This window comes from Streptomyces harbinensis, from assembly GCF_900116145.1.
GTDB classification, from domain to species: domain Bacteria; phylum Actinomycetota; class Actinomycetes; order Streptomycetales; family Streptomycetaceae; genus Streptomyces; species Streptomyces carpaticus.
Genome location: NZ_FPAB01000003.1, coordinates 198172 through 210728, shown reverse-complemented (window position 1 = coordinate 210728; position 12557 = coordinate 198172). Strand labels below are relative to the sequence as shown.

General features: G+C 75.0%; 13 protein-coding genes. 9 read left to right on the top strand and 4 right to left on the bottom strand.

Annotated features, from left to right (window positions below; genetic code table 11):
• The first annotated feature begins 71 nt into the window (after positions 1 to 71).
• From BM385_RS08735 to BM385_RS27075, 7 genes are all read left to right on the top strand, one after another.
• Positions 72 to 944, top strand: a complete 873-nt coding sequence (locus BM385_RS08735; RefSeq protein ID WP_175542951.1) for a DUF4429 domain-containing protein — start codon at positions 72 to 74, stop codon at positions 942 to 944.
• 204 nt (positions 945 to 1148) lie between these two features.
• On the top strand, positions 1149 to 2453 hold the full coding sequence (locus BM385_RS08730; RefSeq protein ID WP_093842700.1) for a sensor histidine kinase: 1305 nt from the start codon (positions 1149 to 1151) through the stop codon (positions 2451 to 2453).
• Positions 2450 to 3145, top strand: coding sequence for a response regulator (locus BM385_RS08725; RefSeq protein ID WP_019433101.1), 696 nt, complete (start codon positions 2450 to 2452; stop codon positions 3143 to 3145). The genes BM385_RS08730 and BM385_RS08725 overlap by 4 nt, the downstream gene beginning before the upstream one ends.
• A 164-nt stretch (positions 3146 to 3309) precedes the next feature.
• Positions 3310 to 4410: an alpha/beta hydrolase gene (locus BM385_RS08720; RefSeq protein ID WP_093842699.1), complete on the top strand. Its 1101-nt coding sequence runs from the start codon at positions 3310 to 3312 to the stop codon at positions 4408 to 4410.
• Positions 4394 to 5626: an acyltransferase family protein gene (locus tag BM385_RS08715; protein ID WP_093842698.1), complete on the top strand. Its 1233-nt coding sequence runs from the start codon at positions 4394 to 4396 to the stop codon at positions 5624 to 5626. The genes BM385_RS08720 and BM385_RS08715 overlap by 17 nt, the downstream gene beginning before the upstream one ends.
• 91 nt (positions 5627 to 5717) lie before the next feature.
• Positions 5718 to 6296, top strand: a complete 579-nt coding sequence (locus tag BM385_RS08710) for an Rv1733c family protein (protein WP_093842697.1) — start codon at positions 5718 to 5720, stop codon at positions 6294 to 6296.
• Positions 6293 to 6442 carry a hypothetical protein gene (locus BM385_RS27075; RefSeq protein WP_175542950.1) on the top strand — a complete coding sequence of 50 codons (150 nt, stop codon included), beginning with the start codon at positions 6293 to 6295 and terminating at the stop codon, positions 6440 to 6442. The genes BM385_RS08710 and BM385_RS27075 overlap by 4 nt, the downstream gene beginning before the upstream one ends.
• Positions 6443 to 6459: 17 nt before the next feature.
• Here BM385_RS27075 and BM385_RS08705 read toward each other — a convergent pair whose 3' ends face one another.
• Together BM385_RS08705 and BM385_RS08700 are read right to left on the bottom strand one after the other, a co-directional pair.
• Positions 6460 to 7482, bottom strand: a complete 1023-nt coding sequence (locus BM385_RS08705; protein ID WP_019433106.1) for an aldo/keto reductase — start codon at positions 7480 to 7482, stop codon at positions 6460 to 6462.
• Positions 7479 to 7973 carry a MerR family transcriptional regulator gene (locus BM385_RS08700; protein ID WP_254791489.1) on the bottom strand — a complete coding sequence of 165 codons (495 nt, stop codon included), beginning with the start codon at positions 7971 to 7973 and terminating at the stop codon, positions 7479 to 7481. Before BM385_RS08700 ends, BM385_RS08705 begins: the two co-directional genes overlap by 4 nt.
• Positions 7974 to 8086: 113 nt before the next feature.
• Between BM385_RS08700 and BM385_RS08695 the strand changes: the two genes are divergently transcribed.
• Positions 8087 to 8905 (top strand): serine hydrolase domain-containing protein, encoded by an 819-nt coding sequence (locus tag BM385_RS08695; protein ID WP_093842696.1) that lies wholly within the window; start codon positions 8087 to 8089, stop codon positions 8903 to 8905.
• Positions 8906 to 8916: 11 nt separating this feature from the next.
• On the opposite strand, the gene BM385_RS08690 is transcribed toward BM385_RS08695, so the two are convergent.
• A complete protein-coding gene (locus tag BM385_RS08690) occupies positions 8917 to 10455 on the bottom strand; it encodes a nucleobase:cation symporter-2 family protein (protein ID WP_093842695.1) in 1539 nt (512 codons plus the stop codon).
• Positions 10456 to 10589: 134 nt separating this feature from the next.
• Positions 10590 to 11270 carry a pirin family protein gene (locus BM385_RS08685; protein WP_093842694.1) on the bottom strand — a complete coding sequence of 227 codons (681 nt, stop codon included), beginning with the start codon at positions 11268 to 11270 and terminating at the stop codon, positions 10590 to 10592.
• Between the two features lie 55 nt (positions 11271 to 11325).
• Here BM385_RS08685 and BM385_RS08680 point away from each other — a divergent pair, with 55 nt between their 5' ends.
• Positions 11326 to 12522 carry a PucR family transcriptional regulator gene (locus tag BM385_RS08680; RefSeq protein WP_037755739.1) on the top strand — a complete coding sequence of 399 codons (1197 nt, stop codon included), beginning with the start codon at positions 11326 to 11328 and terminating at the stop codon, positions 12520 to 12522.
• Positions 12523 to 12557 lie beyond the last annotated feature (35 nt).

Genomic DNA, 12557 nt, shown 5'->3' with positions numbered 1-12557 from the left:
GGCTGGCGACCACTCGACACACTCGGGCGCGAGAGGCGAAAGCGTCAGCGCGGGCGCATACGATAACCCGCATGGGTGATGTGCTGGCGGGAATTCATTCCTCCTGGGAGTTCGACACCGACTCCGTGCTCATCCGCTTCGAACGGGGCATACGTACGCCGAAGCTTTTCCAGATACTCGGCGAGCGCCGTATCCCGTACGAGGCGCTGAGTTCGGTGGAACTCGTCCCGGGAAAGCGCAAGGGAACGACGGTGCTGCGCGCGGTGCCCCGGCCGGGCGCCGACCCGCTCCTGGACGCGGCGGCCGGGCAGCTGAAGTCCTCCGCCGATCCGTACCGGCTGCTGCTGCCGGCCGAGCGGGAGACGCTGGCCGAGTACTACGCGGACGAGCTGCGGGCAGCCCTCCCCGCGACCGCCGCCGAGCCGGCGGACGGCTACCTGGTGGCGGCCCCGGCGGCGCCGCTCCAGTTCAAGGCGTACGACGCACGGGTCGCCTTCGACGGCGACGTGGTGTCCTTCCGCTGGTTCTCGACCGGCGCGTCCTCGGCGAAGTGGAAGGCCGGCGACCAGTTCTTCCAGGTCAGCGAGCTGGCCGGCATCGAATGGCGCTCCCCCGAGATCGCCGGCGGCCACCTGCGCCTGCTGCGCCCCGGCCCCGACGGCGAACCGGAACCCGCGACGACCGAGCCGGACCAGGACCCGACGGCGGTGTGCTTCGGCCTGGGCTACGGCCTGGTGCACGAATCCCTCCCCCTCGCGGCGGCGGTCCTGGCGGCCGTCACCAGCACGGAACCGGCCCGGGTCCCGTCGAAGGCCCACCACCACCGCGCGGACCCGGCCGACATCGCCGACCGCATCCGCCACCTGGGCGACCTGCACGGGGCGGGGCTGCTGACGGACGAGGAGTTCTCGGAGAAGAAGAAGGAACTGCTGGCGGAGCTGTGACGCTTCCCGCGTGCGGACCACTCCGGACCGGGCCGTTTCTCCCGGCACGCCGGGGATGACGGGCCGGCGCACCGGAAGGAACGGCCCGGCACGAGCCCAGCTCCCCGGCCGTCCTCCGACGACCGGCCCGCACCGGGCGCTCCGCCCCGGCGACCGCGCCCGCCGTCCGTGGTCCCGCTGACGGCAAGTCGTACGCTGTGCGGCGTGGGGATCTCCGAGGCGGGTGCCGGGCGGCTGTGGGCCGCCGTGCGGCGGCAGGGTGTGCTGTTGTCCGAGGCGCTTGCCGTGCCCGAGACCGGTGAGGTGCCGCTGGCGCGTTCGTCGCGGGCGTGGGTGCGGCTGCTGCCGCACGTGCTCGGGTTCGCCGCCGCCGCCGCGCTGCTGCCCACCGGCGTCGTCGTCCTGCTCAACGACTACGGGCTGCCCGGCGGCCTCGCCGGGCCGCTGGGGGCGGCCTCCGCCGCCCCGCTGCTGCTGGCCGCCGCCCGGCCGCTGGCCGCCTGGTACATCGTCTTCTGCGCCAACGTCCTGACCGCGCTCGCCCTGCTGGTCTGGGCGGACAGCCTCGGCGACCAGGCGTGGCCCTGGCCGCCCCCCGCGATCATCGGCTATCTGCTGCTGTGCCTCCCGCTGGCGCTGCGCCGTCCCCGCCGCACCACGATCGCCGTGTGGCTGGTGACCGTGGTCGCCGCCGTACTGCTCGGGCTGCTGAGTCCGGGCCGCTCCCCCGGTTCCAATGTGCTGTTCGTGGTGCTGTCCGGGGTCGTGCTGCTGCTCGGCGGCGCCGTCCGGGAACGGTCGGAGGCCCAGCACACCACCGAGGTTGAGCGCGCCCGCCGCACGCTGCTGGAGGAGCGCGCCCGGATCGCCCGCGAACTGCACGATGTCGTCGCGCACCACATGTCCGTGATCACCGTGCAGGCCGACAGCGCCCCGTACCGCATCGAGGGGGTGCCGGAGGCGGCCCGCGCCGAGTTCTCGGCGATCGCCGGTACCGCCCGGCAGTCGCTGGCCGAGATGCGGCGGCTGCTGGGCGTGCTGCGCAGCGAGAGCAGCGGCGGCGACCCGCAGCTGGCGCCGCAGCCGGGGCTCGGCGAGCTGGACGCGCTCGTCGAGTCGGCCGTACGCGCCGGGGTGGCCGCCCGGCTGACGGTCTCCGGCGTGGGCGGGGAGCACGGCGAGCTGCCGCAGGCGGTGACGCTGAGCGCGTACCGGATCGTTCAGGAGGCGCTGGCCAACGTCGTCCGGCACGCGCCGGGCGCCGAGGCGGCGGTCACGGTGGCGGTGGACGCCGACCGGGGCGCGCTGCGCGTGGAGATCGTCAACGGACCGGCGTCCGCACCCGCCAGACCGCTGGAGGCGCACGGCACCGGGCATGGTCTGATCGGGATGCGGGAGCGCACCCGCCTGGTCGGCGGCACCCTTGACACCGGCCGGACGGCGGACGGCGGCTTCCGGGTGGCGGCCGTGCTGCCACTGGACGGAACCACCCCGGGGGAGACCGCATGACCAGCACCGGCGCCGCGATCACGGTGGCGATCGTCGACGACCAGGCGATGGTACGGGCCGGGTTCGCCGCGCTGCTCGCCGCGCAGAGCGACATCGACGTGGTGGGCGAGGCCGTCAACGGCGCCGAGGGCGTGGAGCTGAGCCGCCGCGCGCACCCCGACGTGGTGCTGATGGACGTCCGGATGCCGGTGATGGACGGTCTTGAGGCGGCCCGCCGCCTCCTCGACCCGCCGCCGGGCGTCGTGCACCGGCCCCGGGTGCTCATGCTGACCACCTTCGACGTCGACGACTACGTGTACGAGGCGCTGCGCGCCGGGGCCAGCGGCTTTCTGCTGAAGGACGCGCCGCCGGCCGATCTGATCGCGGCGGTGCGGGTGGTGGCCGCCGGGGACGCGCTGCTGGCGCCCTCCGTCACCCGCCGGCTGATCGCCGACTTCGCCGCCCGCCCGTCCGGTCCGCGCCGCAAGGAGCCGGCGCTGCGGCTGAAGGGCCTCACCGCGCGCGAGTCCGAGGTGCTGGTGCTGGTGGCCAGGGGCCAGTCCAACCAGGAGATCGCCGCCTCCCTCTTCGTGGCCGAGCAGACGGTGAAGACCCACGTCAGCCGCATCCTGGGCAAGCTGGGGCTGCGCGACCGCGCCCAGGCGGTGATCTTCGCCTACGAGTCGGGCCTGGTCTCCCCCGGCGACCACTGACACCCGGCGCGCACACCCGCCCGCCCGGCGCGCTCACCCGCCCGACCAACCGACCGCCGTACCCCCTACCCCGGTATGACACCGGGAATGGCTCCCCGGTGTGACGCGGTGACGCACACCTCCCCCGCACTCTCCCTCCCGTCCGGAGAAGAGGGAGAGATGTCATGCCGCGCCGCCGACTCACACGGGCGCTGGCCACCGCCGTCCTGGCACTGGCCGCCGCCACCGCGACCGGGGGGTGGACCTTCGGTCCGCACACCGCGATCGTCGAGGGCCCGCCGCCCGGGGCGGCGGACTGGCGGGCGGACGACAGCCTGGGCGTGCCGCTGCCCGATCCGGCCACGGCGGCACCCGCCGAGGTGGCGGCGTTCTTCGCCGGGCTGAGCGAGGCACAGGGCGCGGAGCTGGCGGCCCGGCACCCGCTCACGGTCGGCAATCTCGACGGGGCCCCCGTCGAACTGCGGTACGCGGCCAACGCCCGCAACTGGGAGGCGCTTTACGGCACCGAGCCGGAGCCCGGCCGGCAGCTCCTGTCCTTCGACCCGCGCGGCCGGGGCACGTTCGCCGAGGTGTACGGCGACCTGCCGGCCGCCGAGCGCGTCGCCGTCGTCGTACCGGGCACCGACAACGACCTGGACAGCCACCGCACCCCCACCACCTGGGCCCGCGACCTGCTCGCCCAAGTGACCGCCGACGCGCCGGACGTCCCCGCCGCGACCATCGCCTGGGTCGGCTACACCACCCCCGAGGGCGCCGGCCCGGAGCTGGCCGGCGACCGGCTGGCGCGCGCCGGGGCGCAGCGCCTGGACCGGTTCCTGGCCGGCCTCGAACGGACCACGTCCACCGCCGCCGCGCCCACCGTGCTGTGCCACAGCTACGGCTCGGTGGTGTGCGGGGTGGCGGCACGGGACGCGGGGGCCGCGTTCGCCGCCGGCGACCTGGTGTTCGTGGGCAGCCCCGGCACCCGGTCCGGCTCGGCCGCCGCCCTGGGCACCGAGGCGCGGGTGTGGGCCTCGCGCGCGCCCGCCGACTGGATCAGCGCCGTGCCCAACGTCCAGTTCCTGGGCCTGGGGCACGGCACCGACCCCACCGATCCCGCGTACGGGGCCCGGGTGTTCACCTCCGAGGACGTGACCGGCCACGCCGGCTACACGGCCGCCGGCTCCGACGCGCTGCACAACCTCTCCGCCATCATCCTGGGCGCCCACCAGCTGGTCGGCTGCGCCCCGACCTTTCCGGAGTGCTCCGATGTCCCTGCCGCTTGATGTCCGCGCCGCCGTCACCGCCATCGAGGCCCGCACCCCCGCCCACCGGGACCGCGCCGTCGACGGGCTGCGGGCGCTCGCGCTGCTGTCGGTCCCGGCCGGTCACTGGCTGGTCGGCGGGTTCACCCTGGACGAGACGGGGGCGCTGCACAACGCCAGCCCGCTCGCCGCGCTCGGGGCGCTGGCCCCGGCCAGCTGGTTCTTCCAGCTGCTGGGCATCTTCTTCCTGGTCGGCGGCTACGCCTCGGCCCTGTCGCTGCGCCGGGCCCGGGAGCGCGGCACCGGGTCCGGGGCGTGGCTGCGCGGCCGGCTGCTGCGGCTGGGCCGCCCGGTGCTCGGGGTGGCGGCCGGGTGGGCGGTGCTGCTGCCGCTGCTGTCGCTGGCCGGGGTGCCGGGCGCCACGCTGCGGACGGCGTCGGTGCTGGTGGTGCAGCCGCTGTGGTTCGTGGGCGTGTACGCGGTGATCACCGCGCTCACCCCGTACGCGCTGCGCGCCGCCGAGCGCGCCGGGCTGTGGTCGGCGCTGCCGCTGCTGACGGCGGTCGCGGTGGTGGACGCGCTGCGGTACGGGCCGTTCGCGGAGGCCATGCCGTCCTGGCTGGGGCTGCTGAATCTGCTGCCGGGCTGGCTGTTCGGCTACCAGCTGGGGCTGGTGTGGGGCGTGGGCCGGCTGTCGCGGCGGGCGGCCGGGTGGCTGCTGCTGGGCGGCGGGGCGGTGCTGTTCGCGGTGCTGCTGACCGTCTTCGGCTACCCGGCGTCGATGGTGGGGGTGCCGGGCGAGGCGCGGACGAACTCCCACCCGCCGTCGCTGCTGGTCCTGGCGCTGGCCGCCGCGCAGTCGGGGGTGGCGGTGCTGGTGCGGGAGCGGCTGGCGGCGCTGCTGGCGCGTCCGGCGCTGTGGGCGCCGGTGGTGGTGATCAATCTGAGCGCGATGACGATCCTGTGCTGGCACCAGAGCGCCATGCTGGCCGCCGCGATCCCGGCGGCGGCGCTGAACGGCGGCGCGGCGGTGGCGGGGCTCACGGCCGACCCGGCGACGCTCGGCTGGGTGGCGCTGCGGCTGCTGTGGCTGCCGCTCTTCGCGGTGCTGCTGCTCGGTATCGGGGCGCTGACCAGGCGTTTCGAGCAGCCGTGGGTGGGTGTCCCGGCGGGGCGGCGGGCGCTGGCGGGGGTGCTGGCGGCGGCGTTCTCGCTGTACACGTTCGCCGTGGTCTGAGGCGCCCGGAAGGGTTACCCGGCCGGTCCCGGGTACTCGGATGCGGCACGACGGGGGCCACGCGGCATGCGAGGACCGAGGACCGACTGCGATGGCGGACAGAAGGCGGACGTGGCGCTGGCACCGCTCCCCGCTGCGGCGGCGGTGCGATGTGGTGGAGGCCGTGGTGCTGCTGGTGCTGTCGGTGCTGCTGGTGGCCGGGCCCGTGCTGGTGGGCACGCTGGCGTTCGCCAGCACCTGGCAGAGCGCTCTCCGGCAGGAGCAGACCCGGCACAGCACCCCGGCGGTGGTGGTGGACGACGCCCGCTCGGCCGCCCCGAACCCTGCGGTGCGGCCGAGCAACGGCGAGACCACCGCGACCGTACGCTGGCAGGAGCCGGACGGCACAGAACGTACGCAGACGGTGCCCCTGGAGCGGGGCGGCGAGCCCGGCGACGAGGTGACCGTGTGGCTGGACAGCTCGGGCGCCCCGACCGAGGCGCCGCCGGGGCCGGTGGCCAGGGCGGTGCAGTCCTCGGCCTCCGGCCTGCTGGCGGCGGGCGGAGTCGGCGCGGCGCTGCTGCTGGCGCGGCATCTGGCGCGGGAACGCTTCGAGCGCGGCCACGACCGCTCCTGGGGCCGGGAATGGATGGAGGTGGAACCCCGATGGGCCCGCCGGTACCACTCGTGAGCTCCGCTGCGCGGTCCCTGCTGCGCTCCCGGCGCGTACGGCGGCTGGTGACGCCGCTCGCCGCGTCGCTGGCGTACCGCCTGCTGTACGCGGTGCTCCGGCGGCTCGCGCGGCGCCACGACCGCCCCGGCGCGCCCGGTCGGTGACGGGCGGGCGGGTGCCCTTACTCCCGCTGCTCCCGCCCGGCCGAGGTGAAGTTCATGTCGGCGTAGCGGTCACCGGCCACCTGGGAGGCCAGGGGCTCCAGGACGGCCCGTTCCTCGTCGGTGAGGACGATGCGGGTGGCGGCGGTGTTCTCCTCGACCCGGGAGACGTGCCGGGTGCCCGGGATGGGGATGACCGTCATGCCGCGCAGCGGGCCCTGCTGCTGCACCCAGGCGAGGGCGATCTGCCCGATGGTGGCGCCGTGGGCCTCGGCGACGCGCCGCAGGGGGTTGAGGAGTTCGCGGTTGGCGGCGAGGTTGTCGCCGCTGTAGCGGGGCTGGCGGCGGCGGAAGTCGTCGGCGCTCAGGTCGGTCTCGGTGTCGGTGAAGGCGCCGGAGAGGAAGCCACGGCCCAGCGGTGAGTAGGGGACGAACGCGACGCCCAGTTCCCCGGCGGCGGGGACGGCGGTGCGCTCCACGTCGCGGGAGAACAGCGACCACTCGGACTGGAGCGCGGCGATGGGGTGCACGGCGTGCGCGGCGCGCAGTTCGGCGCCGGTGACCTCGCTGAGACCCAGGCGCCGTACCTTGCCCTGGGTCACCAGCTCGGCCATGGCGCCGACCGATTCCTCCAGCGGGACGTCCGGGTCGCGGCGGTGCATGTAGTAGAGGTCGATGACCTCGACGTCCAGCCGCCGCAGGCTGCCCTCGACGGCCTCGCGCACATAGGCGGGGTCGTTGCGGATGATCCGGCCCGCCGGGTCGGCGGGGTCCTGCTGGAGGGCGAACTTGGTGGCGATGGTGATCTCGTCGCGGTGGGCGCGGACGAACGGGGCCAGGAACCTCTCGTTCTCGCCCGCCCCGTACATGTCAGCCGTGTCGTAGAGCGTCACGCCGAGTTCCAGGGCGCGCTCCAGGGTGGCGCGGGCGGCGTCGGCGTCGGTGGGGCCGTAGAAGGCGCTCATGCCCATGCAGCCCAGGCCCTGGACGCCGGTGAGCGGGCCGCCGGTGCCCAGCGGCACCCGGTCGAGGGTGGTGCTCATGATCGGTGCTCCTCGGTGCTGTAGAGGTCGATCTTGAAGTCGAGGACGGAGAGGGTGCTGTGCAGTTCGGCGATGCGGCGGCGCACATCCTCACGGGTGGCCACCAGCAGGGCGCGGCGTTCCGGATAGGTGTGGTCCCCCTGCCGTACGAGATCGGCGTAGCGCACCATGTCCGCCACCGCCATTCCGGTCAGCCGCAGCTTGCCGACGAAGGCGAGCCATTCGAGGTCGCGGTTGGTGTAGCGGCGCTGCCCGGTGTGGGAGCGGCCGATGTGCGGCATGAGGCCGATGCGCTCGTACCAGCGCAGGGTGTGGACGCTCAGCCCGGTGTGGGCGGCGACCTCGCTGATGCTGTACAGGTCCCGTCCGTGCGGGCGCGGGTGCGGGCGGTCCACGGAGGCGCACAGGTCCTCGTCCCCGGTCGGGTCCCCGGTGGTGTCGGCTGCCGGGGCCGGTGCCGGTGCGGTCGGTGCCGGCTGGGTCAGGGTCATGGGTCCACGCTAAGGAGCTGGAGCGCACTCCAGGCAAGGGGTGTTTTCCGGCCCGCCCGGCGGCGCCCGCACCCCCGGAGGGCCGTGGGGCGGCGGGCGTTACGCTCGGGGGCATGCGGAGTCTGGAGATCATCGACAGCTGGCCGGTGCCGGCCGCGGCGGCGGGCGTGGTGCTGGCGGACGGCCGGGTGGCCGGGGTGCGCGGGCCGGACGGGCAGCGGTTTCCGCTGGCGTCGGTGACCAAGCCGCTGGCGGCGTACGCGGCGCTGGTGGCGGTGGAGGAGGGCGCCACCGAGCTGGACGAGCCGGCCGGTCCGCCCGGCTCCACGGTGCGGCATCTGCTGGCACACACCTCGGGCCTGGCGTTCGACGAGCACCGGGTGATGGCGGAGCCGGGCACCCGCCGGCTGTACTCGAACGCCGGTTTCGAGGTGCTGGGCGAGCACATCGCCAAGGCGACGGGGATACCGTTCGCGGAGTATCTGCGGGAGGCGGTGCTGGAGCCGCTGGGCATGGGCGCCACGGAGCTGGCCGGCTCGCCCGCCAAGGACGGCGTCTCGACGGTGCGCGATCTGCTCGCGTTCGCCGCCGAGGTGCAGGCGCCCCGGCTGCTGGCGCGGGAGACGGTGGCGGAGGCGACCTCGGTGGTCTTCCCCGGGCTGAACGGGGTGCTGCCGGGCTACGGGCACCAGAAGCCGAACGACTGGGGCCTCGGTTTCTCGATCCGGGACCACAAGAGCCCGCACTGGACGGGGGCCGCCTCCTCGCCGCGTACCTTCGGCCACTTCGGGCAGTCCGGCACGTTCCTGTGGGTCGATCCGGACGCGGGCGCGGCGTGTGTGGCGCTGACGGACCGCGCGTTCGGGTCGTGGGCGGCCCAGGCGTGGCCGCCGTTCACGGACGCGGTGCTGGCGGAGCTGCGCGGCGCCTGAACTGCCGGCGCTCAGGGCGCGGCGGCGTCGCGGGGCTCCCGCGCGCTGCCACCGGGCGGCGGGGGCGGCGCGTCCGCCGCCTCCGGTACGTCCGGCGCCGGAGGCCCGTCGTGCGCCGGAACATCCGCCGTATCCGCCGCCCGCGCCGCCTCCCGTACGTCCGCCGTACCCCGCACCGGCGCGCCGCCGTCCGACACCGCCTCCGGGACATCCGGCGCGTCCGGTGACACCGCGCTCCGGCGCGGGAGGTGGTGGAAGAGCAGGTTGAGCGCGATGGCGGTGAGGCAGCCGGCGCTGATGCCGCTGTCCAGGAGCGTCTGCGCGCCGTGCGGGAAGCGCTCGTAGATGCCCGGCACCCCGACCGGCAGCAGGCCGACGGCCACCGAGACCGCGACGACGGTCAGCCGGTGGGCGCCGGCGCCGCCGCCGAAGTCGACGGTGGCGAGGGTGCGCAGCCCGCTGGCGGCGACCGATCCGAACATCACCAGCCCGGCCCCGCCGAGCACGGGTGCCGGGACGGCGGCGACGACGGCGCCGAGTTTGGGCAGCAGTCCGAGCAGGACGAGCAGCGCGCCGGCGGCGGCGACCACCCAGCGGCTGCGGACCCGGGTGAGCGCGACCAGGCCGACGTTCTGCGCGTACGCCGTGTAGGGGAAGGTGTTGAAGACGCCGCCGAGCACGGTGGAGAAGCCGTCGGCGCGCAGCCCGTCGGCGAGCCGGCGGGCGTCGGGGCGGCGACCGGTCAGCTCGCCGACCGCGATCAGGTCGCCGGTGGTCTCGGTCATGCACACCAGCCCCACCACCAGCATGGACAGGATGGCGGCGAGCTGGAATTCGGGCGCCCCGAAGTGGAAGGGGGTGCTCACGCCGAGCCAGTCGGCGTCCGCGACGCCGGAGAAGTCGGTCAGGCCCAGCGGGACGGAGACGGCGGTGCCGGCGGCGATGCCGGCCAGGACGGCGACGCGGCCGAGCAGTCCGGGGGCGAACCGCTGGACGAGCAGGATCACCAGCAGGACGCCGCCGGCCAGGGCGAGGTGGCGCGGGTCGCCGAAGTCGTCGGCCCCGGCGCCGCCGGCGGCCCAGTTCCCGGCGACCGGCAGCAGGCTGAGGCCGATGATGAGGATGACGGTGCCGGTGACCAGTGGCGGGAAGAACCGCAGCAGCCGTCCGAAGACCGGGGCGAGCAGCATGATGGCGATCCCGCACACGATGACGGAGCCGTAGATGGCGGGCAGCCCGCCGTCCTGCCCGATGAGCACCATGGGGGTGACGGCGGCGAAGGTGCAGCCCTGCATGATGGGCAGCCGGGCGCCGAAGCGCCACCAGCCGACGCACTGGATGAGGGTGGCGATGCCGCAGATCAGCAGGTCGGCGGTGATGAGGTACGCCAGCTCGGCCGGGCCGAGGCCGAGCGCGCCGCCGACGATGAGGGGGACGGCGACCGCTCCGGCGTACATGGCGAGGACGTGCTGGAGGCCGAAGGCGAGGAGGCGGGTGGGGCGCGGAACGTCGTCGACGGGATGGACCTGAGCTTCCGAAGTTCTGGCCATGGCTGGACGGTAAGCGACCCGTACGGACCGCTGATATCCCCCGGATTACCCCTGTGTGACGGTGTACGGCCAACCGGCTGATCCGCGCGCACGGACCCCCGCCGCCCCGTCCCCGTCCCCACCCCCAGCCCGCGTCAGCCGTCGAACTCCCAGACCAGCAGCTCCGTCCCCGCCGCCCCGGCCACCGCCACCGGCTGCGGCTCCCGCCCCGGGTCCGTGATCCGGGCCGCGTCCCCCTCCGCCAGCACCGTCTCCCCCAGCCGCACCGCGCCCGCCGCCACGTGCAGATAGACGCGCGGCGCGGGCGGCAGCCCGACCCGCTCCCCGGCCGCCGGGCGCCGCACCCACAGCCGGGCGCCCGCCGCCGGCACCTCGTACGGCTCGCCGTCCGCCACCGACCGCACCACCGTGTACCGGGGCTCGCCGCCCGCCGTCGCCGGCTCCAGCCACAGCTGGAGAAACCGCAGCGGCGCGGCGCCCGCGTTGCGCTCGGTGTGCCGGATGCCCGCCCCCGCCGACTGGTGCTGGAGGTCGCCGGGGCGCAGGGTGACGGTGCGCCCGGCGGCATCCCGGTGCGTCAGCTCGCCGGCCAGCACCCAGCTGATCAGTTCGACATCGCGGTGCGGGTGCTCGGCGAAGCCGCTGCCCGGCGCCAGCCGCTCCTCGTTACAGGCCACCAACGACCCGAACCGGACATTTTCCGGATCGTAGTGACCACCGAAGGAGAAGGCGTACCGGCTGTCGATGCCCTCCCCCGGCTCCCCGCCCCGGTGCCGGTCCGACCCGCGCTGCACCCGTACCCGTTCGTCAAGCATGGGGCCACCGTATCCACCCGCCCGGACACCCCCGCCGGGAATGAGCACCCGCGGGATGAGGCAGGCTGGACCCGTGTCCGATGCCGATCAGAGCCACCCGCACGCCGCCACCGTCCGCCGCCTCGAACAGTCGTCCGGGAAGCTGGCGGCTGCCGCGATCACCCGGATGGACCAGCAACTCCCCTGGTACCGCGCCATGCCACCGGAGAACCGGTCCTGGATCGGCCTGGTCGCCCAGGCCGGCATCGCGGCGTTCACCGAGTGGTTCCGGCACCCCGAGACCCCGCAGGCCATCAGCACCGATGTGTTCGGCACCGCCCCGCGCGAGCTGACCCGGGCGATCACCCTGCGCCAGACGGTCGAGATGGTCCGCACCACCATCGAGGTCGTCGAGACCGCCGTCGACGAGATCGCCGCCCCCGGCCAGGAGGAGGCGCTGCGCAGCGCCCTGCTGGTGTACGCCCGCGAGATCGCCTTCGCCACCGCACAGGTGTACGCGCAGGCGGCCGAGGCGCGCGGCGCGTGGGACGCCCGGCTCGAATCCCTGGTCGTCAACGCGGTGGTGTCCGGGGAAGCCGATGAGGGTGATCTTTCCCGGGCCGCCGCGCTCGGCTGGTCCTCGCCCGACCATGTGACGGTGCTGCTCGGCAGCGCCCCCAACGGGGACAGCGAGCTGACGGTCGAGGCGATCCGGCGCGCCGCCCGGTACGCCAAGCTCCAGGTGCTCACCGGGGTGCTCGGCAAGCGGCTGGTGGTGATCACCGGCGGCAGCGACGATCCGCTGGCCGCCGCCAAGTCGCTGATCGGCCCGTTCGCCTCCGGCCCGGTGGTGGCCGGGCCCGTGGTCGGGGACCTGCGGGCCGCCACCCGTTCCGCGCAGGCCGCCGCCGCCGGGCTCCGGGCGTGCGCCGCCTGGCCGGACGCCCCGCGCCCCGTCCTCGCGGACGATCTGCTGCCCGAGCGGGCCATGGCCGGTGATCCCGTGGCCAGGACCCTGCTGGTGGAGGAGATCTACAGACCGCTCCAGCAATCGGGCGCGGCGCTGCTGGAAACGCTGAGTGTCTATCTGGAGCAGGCCAGCTCCCTGGAGGGTGCCGCCAGGATGCTGTTTGTGCACCCCAACACCGTCCGCTACCGTCTGCGGCGTGTGACGGACGTCACCGGGTGGCCGCCGTCCGACGTCCGATCGGCCTTTACGCTGCGCATCGCCCTGATGCTCGGCCGGCTCGCCGACGGGGAGCAGCGGGTGTGACCCGGTGGAGCACCGGCCCCCCTCGCCTTGTAAGG

Excerpts from the sequence above, each read along its gene's own strand:
- BM385_RS08700 (WP_254791489.1), bottom strand. The coding sequence starts at position 7,973 with ATGACCCTGACCCAGCCGGCACCGACCGCACCGGCACCGGCCCCGGCA.
- BM385_RS08685 (WP_093842694.1), bottom strand. The coding sequence starts at position 11,270 with ATGCTTGACGAACGGGTACGGGTGCAGCGCGGGTCGGACCGGCACCGG.
- BM385_RS08710 (WP_093842697.1), top strand. The coding sequence starts at position 5,718 with ATGGCGGACAGAAGGCGGACGTGGCGCTGGCACCGCTCCCCGCTGCGG.
- BM385_RS08705 (WP_019433106.1), bottom strand. The coding sequence starts at position 7,482 with ATGAGCACCACCCTCGACCGGGTGCCGCTGGGCACCGGCGGCCCGCTC.
- BM385_RS08690 (WP_093842695.1), bottom strand. The coding sequence starts at position 10,455 with ATGGCCAGAACTTCGGAAGCTCAGGTCCATCCCGTCGACGACGTTCCG.
- BM385_RS08735 (WP_175542951.1), top strand. The coding sequence starts at position 72 with ATGGGTGATGTGCTGGCGGGAATTCATTCCTCCTGGGAGTTCGACACC.
- BM385_RS08680 (WP_037755739.1), top strand. The coding sequence starts at position 11,326 with ATGAGGCAGGCTGGACCCGTGTCCGATGCCGATCAGAGCCACCCGCAC.
- BM385_RS08695 (WP_093842696.1), top strand. The coding sequence starts at position 8,087 with ATGCGGAGTCTGGAGATCATCGACAGCTGGCCGGTGCCGGCCGCGGCG.
- BM385_RS08725 (WP_019433101.1), top strand. The coding sequence starts at position 2,450 with ATGACCAGCACCGGCGCCGCGATCACGGTGGCGATCGTCGACGACCAG.
- BM385_RS08715 (WP_093842698.1), top strand. The coding sequence starts at position 4,394 with ATGTCCCTGCCGCTTGATGTCCGCGCCGCCGTCACCGCCATCGAGGCC.
- BM385_RS08720 (WP_093842699.1), top strand. The coding sequence starts at position 3,310 with ATGCCGCGCCGCCGACTCACACGGGCGCTGGCCACCGCCGTCCTGGCA.